This window comes from Kitasatospora sp. NPDC090091 (assembly GCF_044747365.1).
Classification (GTDB): domain Bacteria; phylum Actinomycetota; class Actinomycetes; order Streptomycetales; family Streptomycetaceae; genus Kitasatospora.
The window spans coordinates 315,458-331,834 of the sequence record NZ_JBIVDY010000003.1; the positions used below are offsets into that span (position 1 = coordinate 315,458).

Here is a 16,377-nt window from a genome sequence, read left to right on the forward strand (position 1 = left end):
CTCCTCGGCCGGTACCGCGGCAGCCGACGATGGGATTGCACGGCCCCGCGAAGAGCCGGTGACGGCACCGGCCGGCCCGCTGCGCGGTGCCGCGTGACCGTCCCGAACCGTCCCGAACCTCGCCCGGCACCTACAGCCGGGCCGACACCCGGAGGTACCGATGAAGGAGACGCGGAACAGCCGTGCGCACCCCCGCCCGGCCGACTCCGGCGACCTCGGCCGACGGATCGCGCACCGCCGCCGGGAACTCGGCCTCACCCGGGCGGAGGTGGCAGCGAGAAGTGGCATGGAGCCGGGGTTCGTGGAGTTCGTGGAGACCAGTGCGTCACCACTCGGCATGGGTCTGCTCACCCGGCTCGCGGACGCGCTGGGCACGACGGTCGGCGATCTGCTCGGCCGGGGCCACGACGAGCCGCCCGGGCGGTCCCGGGCGAACGCTCGGGCGACGCTGCACGAGCTGGACCCGGCGGCGTGCTGGGCGAAGCTCTCACCGGGCGGCATCGGCCGGGTGGTGCTGACGACGCCGAGCGGCCCCGTCGCTCTGCCCGTCAACTACCGGGTGCTCGATGCCACGATCCTCTACCGCACCGCCGCCGGGAGTCTGCCGGCCGATGTCGCCGACCAGCGGGTCGCCTTCGAGGTCGACCGCCTGGACGAGGTGTTCGCCACCGGCTGGAGCGTCCTGGTCAGCGGTACCGCCTCGGTCGTCGCCGACGAGGACGCGGTGCGCTGGTTCGAGCAGCACGCCGACCCCGAGCCGTGGGCCGACGGCGAGCGCGACACCTGGGTGCGCATCCGGCCAACCCGGGTCAGCGGCCGGACCGTCCGGCGGCCCACGGGAGCTCCAGCGGTCGACCCCGGATAGTGCCGGCCCACCCTCGGCCGTCGTACGGCCGGAGGGGCGGAGGGGCCGCCGATATGCCGTCGAGAACGCCGGGATCCGTGCGTCTCACATCTCCTCGGCGACCGCCGGCCGGCGCAGCCGCCGCAGGTAGGGGTCGAACGAGGGCCGGGGTTCGAGACGGACCCGTGCATCGACGCACACGGCCCCGGTCGGGCCGGCGATGACCGGGTTGAGGTCGGCCTCGGCGAGTTCGGGGAGGTCGGTGGCGAGCCGGGAGAGCCGGGAGAGGACGGACCGCACGGCGGCCAGGTCGACCGGCGGCATTCCGTCGCGGCCCAACAGGACTGGTGCGCCGCGGAGTTCGGTAACCATGCCGGTGAGGTCCCGTTCGGTGAGCGGAGCCAGGCGCGCGGCCCGGTCGTCGAGCACATCGGTGGCGGTGCCGCCCATGCCGAGGATGACGAGCGGCCCGAAGACGCGGTCCTGGACGACGCCCGCCAGCAGTTCGACGCCGGGTGCGGCCATCGGCTGCACCACCGCGCCTGCCAGCCGTGCACCGAAGGCCTCGACGAACTCCCGGTAGGCGGCACGGACCTCGGAGTCGGCCCGGAGGTCGACCCGGACCGCGCCCGCCGCACTCTTGTGGACCTGGCCGGCCCAGTAGGCCTTGACGACGACCTTGCCCTCGTACCCGAGTCGGCGGAGCGCCTGCGCGGCAACGACGGCGGAGTGCTCGTCCCGGGCCCAGACCGAGGTGGTCAGCGGGAGGCCGTAGCTTTCGAGGAGGTCGGCGGTGCCCACAGGGTCGAGCCAGCCGCCCCCGGGGGAGGTCGCGAGGAAGCCGCTCACCAGGCTGCGGGCGGTCTTCACGTCACAGCCGTGCGCGTCCGCCTCCCTGCCGGCCGGCTCGGCCAACCATCGGGCGCGGTCGCGGGCGTGGGCGAGGGCCCGGGCGGCGGAGGCGGTGTCCGCGTACACGGGCAGCCGGTTGCCGTCGGCGCCGTTCAGGTAGCGCACGGGGACTTCCTGGTCGAGCAGGACGGCCGCGACCGGAATGCGGCGCCGGCCCGGACCCTCCAGCAGCGCGCGGACGGGGTCGTGGTCGGGGTCGGTGGTGAGCGCCGTCGGCACCAGGCAGACCAGCAGGGCATCGACCGCCCGGCTGTGCTCCAACGCTTCGAGGCAGCGGGCCAGTTCGGCGGGTCCGACCGCTGCCGTGGTGTCCACGGGGTTGTGCGCGGACGCTCCTCGGGGCAGCAACTTCTGCAGGTCGGCGGGGAGTTCCGGCAGGAGGAGCCCGGCGTCGGCGCAGGCGTCGGCGGCCAGGATGCCGATTCCTCCGGCGTTGGACACCACCGCGACCGCGCCGCGCGGCGCCGGCAGCGGTTGGGTGTGCAACAGCGCCGCCGCCTCCACGAGTTCACCGATGCTGCGGGTCGCCGTGATCCCGGCCTGGCGGAACAGCGCCTCGCGGACCACGGTGGGGGTGGCCGCCGCCGCGGTGTGCGAGGCCGCGCCCCGGCGCCCGGCGGGTGAGCGGCCCGCGTCGACGGTGAGCACGGGCAGCTTCCGGGTGACGCGGCGGGCGGTGCGTGCGAAGGCGCGCGGGCTTCCGAAGGATTCCAGGTGCAGCAGCGCCAGGTCGGTCCGACCGTCGCTCTCCCACCACTGGAGCAGGTCGTTGCCGCTGACGTCGTACTTGTCGCCGAGCGACACGAAACTCGACACACCGATGCCCAGCCAGGCCAGCCGCTTGAGCAGCGCGATCCCCACGCCGCCGCTCTGCACCGCCACCCCGGCCGTACCGGGCAGCGGGAACGCCCCGCCGAACTCCGCGTCCAGGCAGACGTCCGGGTCGGTCTGCGCACTGCCGAGGCTGTTCGGTCCGACCAGGCGCATGCTGTGCCGTCGGCAGGCGTGCATCAACTGCCGTGCCTCACCGGCCCCGAGACCGGAGGCGAGGACCACCAGGGCGCGGACGCCCGCCCGCCCGCACTCCTCGGCCGCATCCGCCACCACCGGGGCCGGCACCGCCAGCACCGCGAGGTCCGGCACCGCCGGCAGGGCGGCGACCGACGGGTACGCGGGCTCGCCGTCGATCTCGGCGGCGTGCGGGTTGACCGCCCAGACCGGTCCGGTGAACCCTCCGCGCCGGATCCGCTCCAGCACCGCGTGCCCCACCGACCCCGCCCGGCGGGACACGCCGACCACGGCGACCGAGCCCGGCCGCAGCAGGGCCCCGAGGCTCGCGACGTCGGCGCGGCGGCCGCGTTCGTCCACCGCGGCGCGGTAGTGCTCGTCCGATTCGTCGAGCGGCACCCGGACCCGGACCTCGGCCTGGTCCAGCCGCCGGTGGACGGGCAGCCCGAGGTCCGCGAAGACCTTGTGGACGCCGCGGTTGCCGGCCAGGGTGTCGGCCTCGAAGACGCGGACGCCTCGGCCGCGCGCGGCGTGCACCAGGTGTTCCAGCAGGAGTGTCGCGGCACCCCTGCGGTGCCACTCGTCGGCGACGGCCAGCGCCAGCTCGGCGGTCTCCGGACGGTCCTCGGGGATCTCGCAGTCGGCCTCGCCGATCAGCTCGTCGCCCACCCAGGCACCGAGGGAGAGCAGGCCGCTCCTCGGCTCGCCGCAGAGCCGGTCGGCTGCCAGCAGCGGTGCGGTGCGGCTGACGCCGAAGAACCGGAGCCGTCGGCTCTCCTCCGACATCCGGTCGGTGTGCAGGGCAAGGACGGCCTCGCGGTCCTGCGGGCCGAGCGGGCCGAGCGTGACCGTCGTGCCGTCGGCGAGCAGCGCCTCGGCGGTGCCCCGGCGAAGGTGGGCGGTGGACATGGCGACCCTCCTCGGACGGTTCCTTCCAGCCTGCCCGCGGGCGCGCACCTCCTCAAAGGGCCGACCGACCCCCGTGCGGCGCCGGGCGGTCCGGCCCCGGTCCGCACGTCCCCGGCCGGCTTGCGCCGCCGCAGCCCTCCCCGTGCCGGTGTGGCCCGTTCGGCCCACCATGGAGATGCGGGAGGCTCCCGCGGGCCGACCGATCGGTCGGCCGGAGAGTGCCGTAGGTGACCGTAGGTGAGGAGAACCGCCCATGAACGAGAGCGCCGCTGCCGGCCCCGTCCGCACCAAGCGCTGGGCCCTGCGACTGGACCTCTTCGAGGAGGAGGACGTCACCAAGGTCCACGCCGTGCTGGACACCGGCGACAAGACGCTGGAGAGCCGCACCGAGGCCCACCGCAATCCGCACGACCCGCCCGTGCCGGAGATCGGCGACGAGTACGCGGCCGGGCGCGCCCTGGTCGAGCTCGGGCACCTGCTGCTCCGGTCCGGGATGGCGGATGCGACCGCGAACGACCGGTCCGGCCCCGCCTGACCGATGTCGGTGGACGGCGAACGGAGGACAGCATGAGCGGACCGATCGTGGTGGGCTTCGACGGCTCGCCCGAGAGCGTCACCGCGACCGGATGGGCCGCCCGTGAGGCGGTGCTCCGCGGCCTGTCGCTCGAACTCGTCGAGGCCTGGCCGTGGTCGAGGACCGACGTCCTCGGCACCGACGATGCGATCGCCTGGAGTCGGCAGCGGCTGGCCGCGAAGGAGGAAGAGCTCCGATCGGTGCTCGCCTCGGGCGCCGACGTCACCTCGACCCACGTCCCCAAGGACCCGGCCGAGGCCCTGGAGGCGGCCGGCCGGCACGCCACCATGCTGGTGCTCGGCTCGCGAGGGCTCGGCGCACTCCGGGGCTTCCTGGTCGGCTCGGTCAGCCAGGAGGTGCTGCGACGGGCCGCCTGCCCGGTGGTGCTGGTCCGTGCGGAGGAAGACGACCCGACGGCGGACAGTCCCGCCTCAGGTGGTCCGGCGGCGGACGCCGCGGCAGCGGGCGGCGTCGTGCTCGGACTCGATCTCCGGCACGCCTGCGACGAGGTCATCGCCTTCGCCTTCGAGGCCGCCCGGCTGCGCTCGGTGCCGCTCCGGGCGGTGCACGCCTGGATGCCGCCGACCGGCAGCGAGTACATGGCGTTCGCCGCGATCGGCAGCATGGACGCGGACCTGTCGGCCGCCGAGCAGCGTCAGCTCGAGGACACGCTCTCGCCCTGGCGGTCGCGCCACCCCGAGGTCCCCGTGACCGCGGATCTCGTTCGCGGCCACGCCGCGGCCACCGTCGTCGACGCGGCCGGCGACGCCGGCCTCCTGGTGGTCGGCCGCCGAGTCCGCCGTGCACCGATCGGCGCACACCTCGGGCCGGTGGCACACGCCGTGATCCACCACGTCCGGTGCCCCGTCGCGGTCGTCTCGTACGGCTGACGCCCCTGCGAAGGCCGGTCGGCTCCCCCACCCGGGACGAACGGCCCAGGTTCCGGCCCACCCCACGACCCCAGACTGGTGCCAGGAGGTGGGATCGATGCACACCGTCATCGTGTACGAGAGCATGTACGGCAACACCCGCGAGATCGCCGAGGCCATCGCGGAGGGCGTCCACCAGGCCGATCCGGAGGCGTCCGTCGACTGCCTGCCCGTCGCCCGGGCGGACACGGAGACGACCCGCACGGCAGACCTGCTGGTCGTCGGCGGACCGACCCACATGCACGGCATGTCCTCCGGTGCCAGCCGCCGGATGGCCGCCATGGCCGAGGCGAAGAAGGAAGGCCACGAGGAGGCCGCACGCGAGGCGTACGAGACCGCCGAGGGCCCCGGCCTGCGTTCCTGGTTCCACTCGCTTCCGAAGACCGGGCACGGCACGCACGCGGCGGCCTTCGACACCCGCGCCGACATGCGGAAGAGCGGCGGAGCCGCGAACGGCATCGCCAAACGGCTCACCCGCCACCACTACGACGTCGTCACCGAACCCGAGGGGTTCATCGTCGAGGAGGGCGACGGCCCGCTGCGGCAGGGTGAGATCGAGCGGGCGCGCGCCTGGGGCGCGGGGCTGCTCTGACCGCCCGCCCGGGCCCGCCGTCAGCCCCGTTTCGCAGCATGACCGTCGACCGGATGGGTACGCGCGCGGACATGGGCACGAACCATACGGAAACCGAGCGGAAGTACGACGGAGGCCCGCTGCCGCGCCGGTTGGGCGAGCTGCCGGGCGTGGCGGCCGCCGAGCCGGTCGAGCCGCAGGACCTCGACGCCGTCTACTACGACACCGCGGACCTGCGTCTGCTGCACCGGCGCGTCACACTGCGCCGGCGCAGCGGCGGCACGGATTCGGGCTGGCACCTCAAACTGCCCCTCGACGGGGACTCCCGGCAGGAGCGCCAGCTGCCCCTGGACGCCGCGGGCGCGGGCGAGGCGCCGCAGGAGTTCGCCGTCCGGGTGAAGGCGTTCACGCGCGGCGCCGCACTGGTCCCGGTGGCACACCTGCGGACCCGCCGCACGGGGGTGGAGCTGAAGGACGAGGAGGGCGTGGTGCTCGCCCGAGTCGTCGAGGACCGGGTCACGGCCCAGGTGCTCGACGCCGAGCGGCTGACCGCCCCCGGGGACGGGGAGCGGAGCGCGGCACGGTCCGTGTCCGGGACCGACGGCGGTACCTCGACCGAGGTCGGCGGGTGGACGGAGGTCGAGGTCGAGCTGGAGGCCGGCACGCCCGACCTGCTGGACCGCGTCGACGCCGCGTTCGCCGACGCGGGGCTGGTCCGCTCCCCCTGGCCCGCCAAGCTCGCCCGGGCCCTCGGCCCGGACCGCTCGCGCGCCGCCGAACCGGCCACCCTGCCGACCGGCACGGCCGGCGCCCTCGTGATGGCCGGCTTCCGCGAGTACCTGGACCGGCTCCTGGCCCTCGACGCCGCGGTCCGCCGCGACGAGGAGGACTCGGTGCACCAGCTGCGCATCACCACGCGGCGGCTGCGCAGCCTGCTGAGGGTCCACCGTCGGCTGTTCGACCGGGACCGCACCGACCACCTGGCCGACGAGCTGCGCCGGCTGGGCCACGTCCTCGGCGAGGCCCGTGACCAGGAGGTGCTCGCCGCCCAGCTGCTGGACGGCCTGAGCGCCGTGCCCGCCCAGGGGCGCCGCGGCGCCCTGCGCACGCTGCGTGCTCTGGTCACCGAGCGCTACGACCGCGGCTACCAGCGGGCCCGGGAACGCGCCGTCGCCACCATGGACGGCCCGCGGTACTTCACCCTGCTGGCCGACCTCGAAGCCTTCGCGGCCGACCCCCCGCTGCACGCCCGGGCCGAGCGAGATGCCGCCGGCCACCTGTCCGACGCGCTGCGCCACGAGCAGCGGCGGACGGTCAAGCGGCTCGACGAGGCGCTGCGAACCGAGCCCGGTCCGCAGCGCGACGAGGCATTGCACCGGGCCCGCAAGGCCGCGAAGCGCGCGCGGTACACGGCCGAGGGCGGCCGACGGCCCTCCCTGCCGAAGCGGGCCCGCAAGCGCACCCGCACCTTCGGCAAGCGGATGAAGAAGCTCCACAAGGTGCTGGGCACCCACCAGGACAGCGTCGTGGAACGCCGGGAACTGAGCCGGCTCGCCGGCCAGGACTCCACCACGGCACCCCATGCGTTCGCCTACGGGGTGCTCCACGAGCGGGAGCGGGAGCGGGCCGACGCCGCCGTACGGCGCCTGCCCGAGCTCCGCAGCCGCGCAGCCCGGCGCAAGCCGACCCGGCTCGCGTGAGCGGACTCTCGCGTGAGCGGACCGATGAACCGGACGACCCGCCGACGACCGCTGCGGTCGTCGGCGGGTCGTCCCGTACCGTCGTCCCCTCACGCGTGGCGCGTCGTCGTGCGGTGGCGACGATCCGGGTGCCGCGTCACCGGCCAGTGCCGGTCGAGGCCGTGCCGCAGCACCTGGGCGGCGGCCCGGGCCTGCCGGGCGTCGAGGATGTCGGCGTGGCGGTCGGCCCGGGCTTCCAGGCGTTCCAGCCTGGAGCCGAGAAGCTCGTCGAAGCCCGCCGAACGCAGCGCCCGCCAGAGCGCGATCTTGCCCTGGACACCCGAGCGCATGGCCTCCGCCTCCAGCAGATCGCTCAGCGGCGAGCGCTGCACCAGCCGCCCGTTGAGCTTGAGCCGGCCGGCCTTCTCGGCGGCCGCGCCGAGCAGCCGCCGGTGCCACCGGGGCCGGATGCCGAGTGCCCGCATCAGGTCGACGAGCTCGTCGCGGTCCTCGGTGATCTCCCGGGCCATGGTCCGGAGCGCGGCCGTGTCCGGATCGCCCGCGTGCTCGCGGGCGATCCGGCGCGCAAGTGCCGCACCCCCGTAGGAGCCGGCCAGGTGGTCGTTGAGGTAGATGGTGAGCAGGTGCTCGCCGTCGGTGTCCGTCATGCCGCCGGTGTCCGTCGTCGTGTCGCGGTCGGTGTCCGTCGTGCGGTCGATGTCCGTCATGGTGTCCCTCCTCCGCGGTTCGGTGCCCGCCGGTCGGGCGGCCGGTCCACAATTGACTTCACGTGGACCACCCTCTCGGCCGTTCTCGTGCTCCGAAGGTCGCGGCTGCCCACTGCGACCGGGCGGAAACGGCACGGGGCGGTCTTCCCGCAGCCGTCCCGCCGCCCCCGCCGCCCCGTTCGCGCTCCTCGGTGGCGGCCCCCGCACGCCGCACGCAGACTGGGCTGAGCACCGCCCTTCGAGACCCCGCTGGCCCACCCCGCCGCAGCCCCACCACGGCGTCCCGCCGCAGGAGCCGCCCATGACCGACGACGAGCGCTCCGGTGGCCGGGGCCGGGACGAGACGCCCGAGGAACGCGCGGACCGCCTCTGGGGCGAGATGCTGCAGGAGGTCCGCGTCTGCCAGACCGGCGCCCAGATCCTCTTCGGCTTCCTGCTCAGCGTCGCCTTCACACCCCGCTTCCCCACCCTGCCCGACTTCGACCGGCGCCTCTACGTCGCCACCGTCTTCCTCGGCGCGCTCGCCACCGGAACCCTCATCGCCCCGGTGGCCTTCCACCGCTTCCTGGCCGGTCACGGGATGAAGCCGGAACTCATCCGCATCGCCGGCCGCCTCATCTCCCTCGGGCTGGTCCTGCTCGCGCTCACCATCACCGCGGCCCTGCTGCTCCTGCTGCGCACGGCCACCGAGCTCTCCGCCACCGCCTGGGTGCTGACCGGTGTGGCCCTGGCCTGGTTCTGCGTGAGCTGGCTCGTCCTCCCCCAACTCGTGCTCCACCGTCGGCCGGACGCCCGCCGGGCCCGGCCCCCGCGCTGAGCGGACGCCGAGGTGGCGCCGCCCCCGCCCGGCGCTGAGGCGCGCGGGGCGGCACACCCGTGTACGGGTCCGCCCAGCGGGTAGCCGCGCGACCGACCGAGGACCGCCCGCGAAACCGGAGGACCGACCATGGACGGGACAGTGCTGCTGAGGGAGGACCACAAGAGCGTGGAGAAGCTGTTCAAGGCCTTCGAGAAGGCCGACGACGACGCCTTCGCGGAGAAGCGCCGGATCGTCGACCAGGTGATCGAGGAGCTGACGGCGCACGCGATCATCGAGGAGGAGATCTTCTACCCCGCTGCCCGCGAGGCCGCGCCCGAGACCAAGGACCACGTGCTGGAGAGCATCGAGGAGCACCACGCCGTGGTGTGGATGCTGTCGGAGCTGGCGGACCTGGACGCCGAGGACGAGCGCTTCGACGCCAAGATGACCGTCCTGATGGAGAACGTGCGCCACCACGTCGAGGAGGAGGAGAACGACTGGTTCCCCGAGGTCCGCAAGGCCATGGGCCGCAACCGCCTGCTGGAGATCGGCGACCGGCTCGAAGAGGCCAAGCACACGGCCACCCGCGAGCCCCTCAAGGTACCGAGCGCCTCCGAGTAGCGGCGGTGCTGCGTCAGCGTACGGCTGCCGTCGGTGTTTCGCCGCGCTGGACGGGCGCCGGTGCTCCCGGGTGGTGGGGGCCCAGCATGACGACCACGCCGTCGGCGTCCGGCGCCGGGCGGGTGACCGGGCTCCAGCCGTGCCGCAGGTAGAAGTCCATCGGCCCGTCCGCGGCGGCCACGGTGAACAGCCAGCTCCGGCCGCCGGGCGCCGCCGCGGACACCGCGTTCAGCAGGGCGAGGCCGAGGCCCTGGCGGGCGTGGTCGGGGTGGACGGCCAGCTCGTCGATCTTCAGAGCTCCGCCCAGCAGCTCGCGGACGCCGTGCTCGCCGAGGCCGGCGCCGGCGTGGCGGTAGGAGCCTTCGGAGGGGAAGGGTTCCGGCGTGGTCCAGGCCGTGGCGAAGCCGATGAGCCGGCCGTCGGGGCGGCAGGCGGCGGCCGCGGTGAATCCCGGCCGGTCGACGTCCCGGCGCAGACGGCTCACGTAGTCGTCGGCCATGGCCGCGGGTTCGTTCCACGGCGGCCGGCCGAAGGCCTGCGCGTACACGTCGCGCACGTCGGCCGCCAGGCCGAGCAGCGCCGCCCGGTCCACGCGGCGGACGTCGGGCACCACCGGCGTTCCCGCCATCGACCCCAGCTCCTTCTCTCCCCTGAGATGTACCTGCATCTCCTGCGCAACGAGGCGCACAGGGCTTTGATTCCGGCGGAGTCCGCCGCAGTCCTCGGGAGCGTCAGACCGCGTGCAGGCCGTGTGCGGTGAAGACGGCTCGGGCCTCGGCGATCTGCTCGGGTGTGGGCACCGGGGTGTCGGCGAGGGGGAAGCCGAGGCCGAGTGCACTCCACTTGGCCGCGCCGAGCTTGTGGAAGGGCAGGACGTCGACCCGGGTGACGTTGCCGAGCGAGGCGGTGAAGGCGGCGACGCCCTCGATGTTCGCGGCCGGGTCGGTCAGGTGCGGGACGAGGACGAAGCGGACCCAGACCTCCGTGCCGAGTTCGGCCAGGCGGCGGGCGAAGGCGAGGGTGGGGGCGAGATCCTCTCCGGTCAGGCGCCGGTGGAGCGCACGGTCCCAGGACTTGATGTCGAGCAGCACGAGGTCGGTGTCGGCGAGCAGTGCGTCGGTGGCGCGGGTGCCGAGGAAGCCGGAGGTGTCCAGGGCGGTGTGCAGGCCGAGTTCGTGCTTGAAGCGGTGCAGGAGCTCGCCGGTGAGGGTGGGTTGGAGGAGCGGCTCGCCCCCGCTGACGGTGGCGCCGCCGCCCGAGGCGCGGATGAAGCCGGTGTACTTGGCGGCCTCCCTGACGATCTCCTCGGCCGAGCAGGGGCGGCCGTCGCGCAGGTGGCGGGTGTCGGGGTTGTGGCAGTACAGGCAGCGCAGCGGGCAGCCGGACAGGAAGGCGACGAAGCGGGTGCCTGGGCCGTCGACACCGGTGGACAGGTCCCAGGAGTGGAGCCTGCCGGTGACCGGAGGCCGGGCGGTGCCGTCGGCCACGGCGGGGGCGGTCTGATCGGTCTGGGTCACGGGGGCTCCTTCTCCCGGGTACTCCCGGGTACTCCTGGGTACTCCCGCCCGCGGTGCCGACGCCCGACGGAGCGACGTCGGCACCGCGGGCGGGGGCGGGCTACAGGGCGTCGTGGAAGGTGCGGTTGATCACGTCGAGCTGCTGCTCGCGGGTGAGCCGGACGAAGTTGACCGCGTAGCCGCTGACCCGGATGGTCAGTTGCGGGTACTTCTCCGGGTGGGCCATGGCGTCCAGGAGGGTGTCCCGGTTGAGGACGTTGACGTTCATGTGGAAGCCGTGGCAGGTGACGTAGCCGTCGAGCACGCCGACCAGGTTGGCGATCCGCTCCGCCGCGGTGCGGCCGAGGGCGTCCGGGGCGACGGTGTTGGTGAGCGAGATGCCGTCCTCGGCGTCCTCGTACGGCAGTTTGGCGACGGACAGCGCGCTGGCGACGTAGCCGTGGCGGTCGCGACCGTTCATCGGGTTGGCGCCCGGGGAGAACGGCTCGCCGGCCCGGCGGCCGTCCGGCGTGTTGCCGGTCTTCTTGCCGTAGACCACGTTCGAGGTGATGGTCAGGACGGACTGGGTGTGCTCGGCACCCCGGTAGGTGGGGTGCTTGCGGACCTTGTGCATGAACTCCTCGACCAGCCGGACCGCGATCGCGTCCACTCGGTCGTCGTTGTTGCCGTACGCCGGGTAGTCGCCCTCGATCCGGTAGTCGGTGGCGAGCCCGGTCGCGTCCCGCACCGGGGTGACCTTGGCGTACTTGATCGCGGCGAGCGAGTCGGCGGCCACCGCGAGCCCGGCGATGCCGCAGGCCATCGTGCGCCGTACGTCGCGGTCGTGCAGGGCCATCTCCAGCCGTTCGTAGGCGTACCGGTCGTGCATGTAGTGGATGACGTCGAGCGCGTGGACGTACGTCGCGGCGAGCCACTCCAACTGCTCGTCGAAGCGGGCCAGCACCTCGTCGTGGTCGAGGACGTCCCCGCCGACCGGGGCGGTGGCCGGGCCGACCTGCTCGCCGGACTTCTCGTCCCGCCCGCCGTTGATGGCGTAGAGCAGCGTCTTGGCGAGGTTGACCCGGGCGCCGAAGAACTGCATCTGCTTTCCGACCTCCATCGCGGAGACGCAGCAGGCGATCGCGGCGTCGTCGCCGAAGCGCGGGCGCATCAGCTCGTCCGACTCGTACTGCACGGAGGAGGTGTCGATCGACACCCGGGCGCAGAACTCCTTGAAGCCACTCGGCAGTTGCGGCGACCAGAAGACCGTCATGTTCGGCTCGGGGGCCGGGCCCAGGTTGTAGAGGGTCTGCAGGTAGCGGAAGGAGGTCCGGGTGACGAGCGTGCGGCCGTCCTCGCCCATGCCGCCGATCGACTCGGTCACCCAGGTCGGGTCGCCGGAGAACAGCTCGTCGTACTCCGGGGTGCGCAGGAAGCGGACGATCCGCAGCTTGATGATGAAGTCGTCCACCAGCTCCTGCGCCTGACACTCAGTCAGCACACCGGCGCCGAGGTCGCGTTGGAGGTAGACGTCGAGGAAGGTCGAGGTGCGGCCGAGCGACATGGCCGCCCCGTTCTGTTCCTTGACGGCCCCCAGGTAGGCGAAGTAGAGCCACTGGATCGCCTCTTGGCCGGTACGGGCCGGTCCGGAGAGGTCGTACCCGTACGCCGCGGCCATCTCCTTGAGCTCGCCCAGCGCGCGGATCTGCTCCGCGAGCTCCTCGCGCTCGCGGATCGTCTCCTCCAGCCGGGCCGGGTCGGTGGGAGCGGCGTCGAGCTCCGCCTTCTCGGCGATCTTGGCCTCGACCAGGCGATCCACGCCGTAGAGGGCGACACGCCGGTAGTCGCCGATGATCCGGCCGCGTCCGTAGGCGTCGGGCAGGCCGGTGATGACGCCGGCCTTGCGGGCGGCCCGGATCTCGGGGGTGTAGGCGTCGAACACACCGGCGTTGTGGGTCTTGCGGTACCGGGTGAAGATCGTCTCCAGCTGCGGATCGACCGGGTAGCCGTAGGTCTTCAGGGCTCCCGCGACCATCCGCCAGCCGCCGTTCGGCATGATCGCGCGCTTGAGCGGGGCGTCGGTCTGCAGGCCCACGATGAGCTCCCGCTCCCGGTCGATCCAGCCGGGGGCGTGCGCGGTGATGGTGGACGGGATGTCGTGGGCGACGTCGTACACCCCCTTGGCGCGCTCCTCGGGGAAGCGGTCGGTGATCTGCCGCCACACCTCGGTGGTCCGCTCGGTGGGGCCGGAGAGGAAGGCCGCATCGCCCTCGTACGGCGTGTAGTTGTGCTGGATGAAGTCGCGGACGTCGATCGCGTCACGCCAGGCTCCGCCGTGGAAGCCGTCCCAGGCGGCGGGGCCGTCCCCGGCGGCGTGGCCGTCCCGGGCCTGCGGGCCGGGCCCGGCGGAGGCGGGGCCCGGGCGGGTGTGCTGCGAGGTGGTCATCTCGGTGTCCCTTCTTCCGGCCTGGTCGTTCAGGCCCGGTCGTTCGGCCCAGTGGTTCAGGACCGTTGGTTCCGGCCCGGCCGTTCAGGCCCGGTCGCCGTAGTACGCCTCACGCATCAGCCGCTGCATGTCGGCGAGCATCGGCATCCGGGGGTTGGCGGGGGCGCACTGGTCCTCGTAGGCGTTCATGGCCTGCTGCGGCAGCGCGGCCAGGAAGGCTTCCTCGTCCACGCCGGCGGCCTTGAAGGACCGCGGGATGCCGACCCGGTCGCGCAGCTCCTCGACCGCCGCCGCGAGCGACTCGACGCCCTGCTCCGGGGTCGCGGCCGGCAGGCCGAGCATCCGGGCGATCGCCTGGTAGCGCTCCGGGGCCGCGTAGCTGCGGTACTTGGGCCAGCCGGTGACCTTGCTCGGGACGGACCCGTTCCAGCGGATCACGTGCGGCAGCAGCAGAGCGTTGGTACGGCCGTGGGCCACGTGGAAGGTGGCGCCCAGGGTGTGGGCCATGGCGTGCACGGCGCCCAGGAAGGCCGAGCCGAAGGCCATCCCGGCGATCGTCCCGGCGTTGTGCATCCGCTCCCGGGCCTCGGGGTCGTCCGGGCCGTCGGTGACGGCCCGCTCCAGGTTCTCGAAGATGAGCCGGACGCCCTGCAGCGCCAGGCCGTCGGTGAAGTCGTTGGCGTAGACGGAGACGTAGGTCTCGATGCAGTGGGTCAGGGCGTCGAAGCCGGTGTCGGCGGTGACGTGGCCCGGAAGGCGGGTGGTGAGGGCCGGGTCCACGATGGCCACGCTCGGGGTGAGCGCGTAGTCCGCGAGCGGGTACTTCTGCCCGGTGGCCGTGTCGGTGATCACCGCGAACGGGGTGACCTCGCTGCCGGTGCCCGAGGTGGTCGGGATGCACACCAGCCTGGCCCTCTCCCCCAGGTCGGGGAAGGTGAAGGCGCGCTTGCGGATGTCGAAGAACTTCTCCTTCAGGTCGGCGAACTCGACCTCCGGGTGCTCGTACATCAGCCACATCACCTTGGCCGCGTCCATCGGCGAGCCGCCGCCGAGCGCGATGATGGTGTCCGGCTCGAACTCCCGCATCAGATCGGCGCCCTTGCGCACCGTGTCGATGCTCGGGTTGGGCTCGACGTAGTCGACCACCCGCACTTCGACCGGCTCCCGGCGGCGGTCGAGCACGTTCCGGATCCGCTCCAGGTGGCCGATCTTCACCATGGTGTGGTCGGTCACGACGACGATCCGGTGCGCGTTCGGCATGCTCGCCAGGTACTTGACGGAGTTCCGCTCGAAGTAGATCTTCGGCGGCACCTTGAACCACTGCATGTTGGTGTTGCGCCGCCCGATCCGCTTGATGTTGACGAGGTTCAGCGCCGAGACGTTGCCGGCCACGGAGTTGTGCCCGTAGCTGCCGCAGCCGAGGGTCAGCGAGGGCGTGAAGGCGTTGTAGACGTCGCCGATGCCGCCCTGCGAAGCGGGCGCGTTCCAGATGATCCGGCAGGCCTTCACCGCGTGCCCGAACTCCTCGACGAACGCCGCGTCCTCGGTGTGCACCGCGGCCGAGTGCCCGAGCCCGTCGAACTCCACCATCGCGGCGGCCAGTTCGACGCCCTCCCGGCGGGAGCCGGCGGTCAGCACGGCGAGCACCGGGCAGAGCTTCTCGCGGGTCAGCGGCTCGGCGGGACCGACCCGGTCGCAGTCGACCAGGAGCACCGAGGTGTCGGCCGGGACCTCGAAGCCCGCCGCCTCGGCGACCTGGGCGGCCGAGCGGCCCACCGCCGCGTTGTTCAACCGGCCGCCCGCGCAGGAGACGCCGTCGGCCGCCGTCCCGAACAGGTACCGCTCCAGCAGCGCCTTCTCCTCGGCGCTCGCGTGGTGCGCCTTGAGCCGCCCGAACTCGGCGAGCGCATCGTCGCGGATCGCCGCGTCCAGCACCACAGCCTGCTCGGAGGCGCAGATCATGCCGTTGTCGAAGGTCTTCGACAGCACGATGTCGTTGACCGCCCGGCGGACGTCCGCGCTCCGCTCGACGTACGCGGGGACGTTCCCCGCACCGACGCCCAACGCCGGCTTGCCGCAGGAGTACGCGGCCCGGACCATCGCGTTGCCGCCCGTGGCCAGGATCGTCGCGACGTCCGGATGGTTCATCAGCACCCCGGTGGCCGCCATCGACGGCTCCTCGATCCACTGGATGCAGTGCGCCGGGGCCCCGGCCGCCACCGCCGCGTCCCGCACCGTCCGGGCCGCCTCGGCGGAGCAGCGCTGGGCCGAGGGGTGGAAGGCGAACACGATCGGGTTGCGGGTCTTGAGCGCCAGCAGGCACTTGAAGATCACGGTCGAGGTCGGGTTGGTCACCGGGGTGATGCCGGCGACCACGCCGACCGGCTCGGCGATCTCCACGATGCCGTCGATCTCGTCCCGGTACACGACCCCGACCGTCTTCGTCCGGGCCATCACATGGGTGACGTTCTCGCAGGCGAAGACGTTCTTCACCGCCTTGTCCTCGAAGACCCCGCGCCCGGTCTCCTCGACCGCCAGCACCGCCAGCGCGGTGTGCCGGGCCAGCGCGGCCAGCGAGGCCTTCCGGACGATGTGGTCGACCTGCTCCTGGGTGAAGGACTCGTACTCCTGGAGGGACGTCAGGGCGGCTGCGACCAGCCGCTCGACGGCGGTCGGCGGGGCGGGAGGACTGCTGTTGCTCGCGGGAGCCGGGTGCGCCTCGGGCTGCGGGCGAGGGGACATGCTGGACCACCTTTTCGGTCGTCGTCCGGGATCGGGCGCCGGCGGTGGCCGCGAGCGCCTTCGGTTCAAGACTTCCTCGGGGCGGGGCTCCGGGGGATCCGACCAACGGGACCGGGTCG

Annotated in this window: 13 protein-coding genes; 7 read left to right on the plus strand and 6 right to left on the minus strand. The window is 73.4% G+C overall.

Going from position 1 to position 16,377, the window contains the following annotated elements; all coding sequences use genetic code 11:
- The first annotated feature begins 160 nt into the window (after nt 1–160).
- Nucleotides 161–865, plus strand: a complete 705-nt coding sequence (locus tag ACIPSC_RS06975) for a helix-turn-helix domain-containing protein (RefSeq protein WP_400823792.1) — start codon at nt 161–163, stop codon at nt 863–865.
- An 84-nt stretch (nt 866–949) separates the two neighbouring features.
- Here the strand turns inward: ACIPSC_RS06975 and ACIPSC_RS06980 are convergent, their stop codons facing one another.
- Complete coding sequence (locus ACIPSC_RS06980) at nt 950–3,673, minus strand: GNAT family N-acetyltransferase (protein ID WP_400823794.1); 2,724 nt, start codon at nt 3,671–3,673, stop codon at nt 950–952.
- Between the two features lie 253 nt (nt 3,674–3,926).
- Here ACIPSC_RS06980 and ACIPSC_RS06985 point away from each other — a divergent pair, with 253 nt between their 5' ends.
- The 4 genes from ACIPSC_RS06985 (at nt 3,927) to ACIPSC_RS07000 (ending at nt 7,447) form a co-directional block, all read left to right on the plus strand.
- On the plus strand, nt 3,927–4,208 hold the full coding sequence (locus ACIPSC_RS06985) for a dsRBD fold-containing protein (RefSeq protein ID WP_400823796.1): 282 nt from the start codon (nt 3,927–3,929) through the stop codon (nt 4,206–4,208).
- Between the two features lie 32 nt (nt 4,209–4,240).
- Nucleotides 4,241–5,137 carry a universal stress protein gene (locus ACIPSC_RS06990; protein WP_400823798.1) on the plus strand — a complete coding sequence of 299 codons (897 nt, stop codon included), beginning with the start codon at nt 4,241–4,243 and terminating at the stop codon, nt 5,135–5,137.
- A gap of 97 nt (nt 5,138–5,234) precedes the next feature.
- Entirely contained in the window at nt 5,235–5,768 is a 534-nt protein-coding gene (locus tag ACIPSC_RS06995) for a flavodoxin family protein (protein ID WP_400823800.1), read from the plus strand.
- A 71-nt stretch (nt 5,769–5,839) separates the two neighbouring features.
- Nucleotides 5,840–7,447 (plus strand): CHAD domain-containing protein, encoded by a 1,608-nt coding sequence (locus ACIPSC_RS07000; RefSeq protein WP_400823802.1) that lies wholly within the window; start codon nt 5,840–5,842, stop codon nt 7,445–7,447.
- An 89-nt stretch (nt 7,448–7,536) separates the two neighbouring features.
- Here the strand turns inward: ACIPSC_RS07000 and ACIPSC_RS07005 are convergent, their stop codons facing one another.
- Nucleotides 7,537–8,154 (minus strand): hypothetical protein, encoded by a 618-nt coding sequence (locus ACIPSC_RS07005; RefSeq protein ID WP_400823804.1) that lies wholly within the window; start codon nt 8,152–8,154, stop codon nt 7,537–7,539.
- Nucleotides 8,155–8,455: 301 nt separating this feature from the next.
- On the opposite strand from ACIPSC_RS07005, the gene ACIPSC_RS07010 reads away from it, so the two are divergent.
- Both ACIPSC_RS07010 and ACIPSC_RS07015 read left to right on the plus strand, forming a co-directional pair.
- Nucleotides 8,456–8,971, plus strand: coding sequence for a DUF6328 family protein (locus tag ACIPSC_RS07010; protein ID WP_400823806.1), 516 nt, complete (start codon nt 8,456–8,458; stop codon nt 8,969–8,971).
- A gap of 129 nt (nt 8,972–9,100) precedes the next feature.
- Nucleotides 9,101–9,574 carry a hemerythrin domain-containing protein gene (locus tag ACIPSC_RS07015; protein ID WP_400823808.1) on the plus strand — a complete coding sequence of 158 codons (474 nt, stop codon included), beginning with the start codon at nt 9,101–9,103 and terminating at the stop codon, nt 9,572–9,574.
- 13 nt (nt 9,575–9,587) lie between these two features.
- Here the strand turns inward: ACIPSC_RS07015 and ACIPSC_RS07020 are convergent, their stop codons facing one another.
- From ACIPSC_RS07020 to adhE, 4 genes are all read right to left on the minus strand, one after another.
- Nucleotides 9,588–10,202, minus strand: a complete 615-nt coding sequence (locus ACIPSC_RS07020; RefSeq protein WP_400823810.1) for a GNAT family N-acetyltransferase — start codon at nt 10,200–10,202, stop codon at nt 9,588–9,590.
- Nucleotides 10,203–10,305: 103 nt separating this feature from the next.
- Entirely contained in the window at nt 10,306–11,091 is a 786-nt protein-coding gene (gene pflA / locus ACIPSC_RS07025) for a pyruvate formate-lyase-activating protein (RefSeq protein WP_400823812.1), read from the minus strand.
- Nucleotides 11,092–11,191: 100 nt separating this feature from the next.
- Nucleotides 11,192–13,516, minus strand: coding sequence for a formate C-acetyltransferase (pflB, locus tag ACIPSC_RS07030; protein WP_400823814.1), 2,325 nt, complete (start codon nt 13,514–13,516; stop codon nt 11,192–11,194).
- An 84-nt stretch (nt 13,517–13,600) separates the two neighbouring features.
- A complete protein-coding gene (adhE, locus tag ACIPSC_RS07035; RefSeq protein ID WP_400823816.1) occupies nt 13,601–16,258 on the minus strand; it encodes a bifunctional acetaldehyde-CoA/alcohol dehydrogenase in 2,658 nt (885 codons plus the stop codon).
- Nucleotides 16,259–16,377 lie beyond the last annotated feature (119 nt).

What these genes read in the sequence shown, in the direction of transcription:
- ACIPSC_RS06975 (WP_400823792.1), top strand. Translation starts at nt 161, where the DNA reads ATGAAGGAGACGCGGAACAGCCGTGCGCACCCCCGCCCGGCCGACTCC.
- ACIPSC_RS06980 (WP_400823794.1), bottom strand. Translation starts at nt 3,673, where the DNA reads ATGTCCACCGCCCACCTTCGCCGGGGCACCGCCGAGGCGCTGCTCGCC.
- ACIPSC_RS06985 (WP_400823796.1), top strand. Translation starts at nt 3,927, where the DNA reads ATGAACGAGAGCGCCGCTGCCGGCCCCGTCCGCACCAAGCGCTGGGCC.
- ACIPSC_RS06990 (WP_400823798.1), top strand. Translation starts at nt 4,241, where the DNA reads ATGAGCGGACCGATCGTGGTGGGCTTCGACGGCTCGCCCGAGAGCGTC.
- ACIPSC_RS06995 (WP_400823800.1), top strand. Translation starts at nt 5,235, where the DNA reads ATGCACACCGTCATCGTGTACGAGAGCATGTACGGCAACACCCGCGAG.
- ACIPSC_RS07000 (WP_400823802.1), top strand. Translation starts at nt 5,840, where the DNA reads ATGGGCACGAACCATACGGAAACCGAGCGGAAGTACGACGGAGGCCCG.
- ACIPSC_RS07005 (WP_400823804.1), bottom strand. Translation starts at nt 8,154, where the DNA reads ATGACGGACATCGACCGCACGACGGACACCGACCGCGACACGACGACG.
- ACIPSC_RS07010 (WP_400823806.1), top strand. Translation starts at nt 8,456, where the DNA reads ATGACCGACGACGAGCGCTCCGGTGGCCGGGGCCGGGACGAGACGCCC.
- ACIPSC_RS07015 (WP_400823808.1), top strand. Translation starts at nt 9,101, where the DNA reads ATGGACGGGACAGTGCTGCTGAGGGAGGACCACAAGAGCGTGGAGAAG.
- ACIPSC_RS07020 (WP_400823810.1), bottom strand. Translation starts at nt 10,202, where the DNA reads ATGGCGGGAACGCCGGTGGTGCCCGACGTCCGCCGCGTGGACCGGGCG.
- pflB (WP_400823814.1), bottom strand. Translation starts at nt 13,516, where the DNA reads ATGACCACCTCGCAGCACACCCGCCCGGGCCCCGCCTCCGCCGGGCCC.
- adhE (WP_400823816.1), bottom strand. Translation starts at nt 16,258, where the DNA reads ATGTCCCCTCGCCCGCAGCCCGAGGCGCACCCGGCTCCCGCGAGCAAC.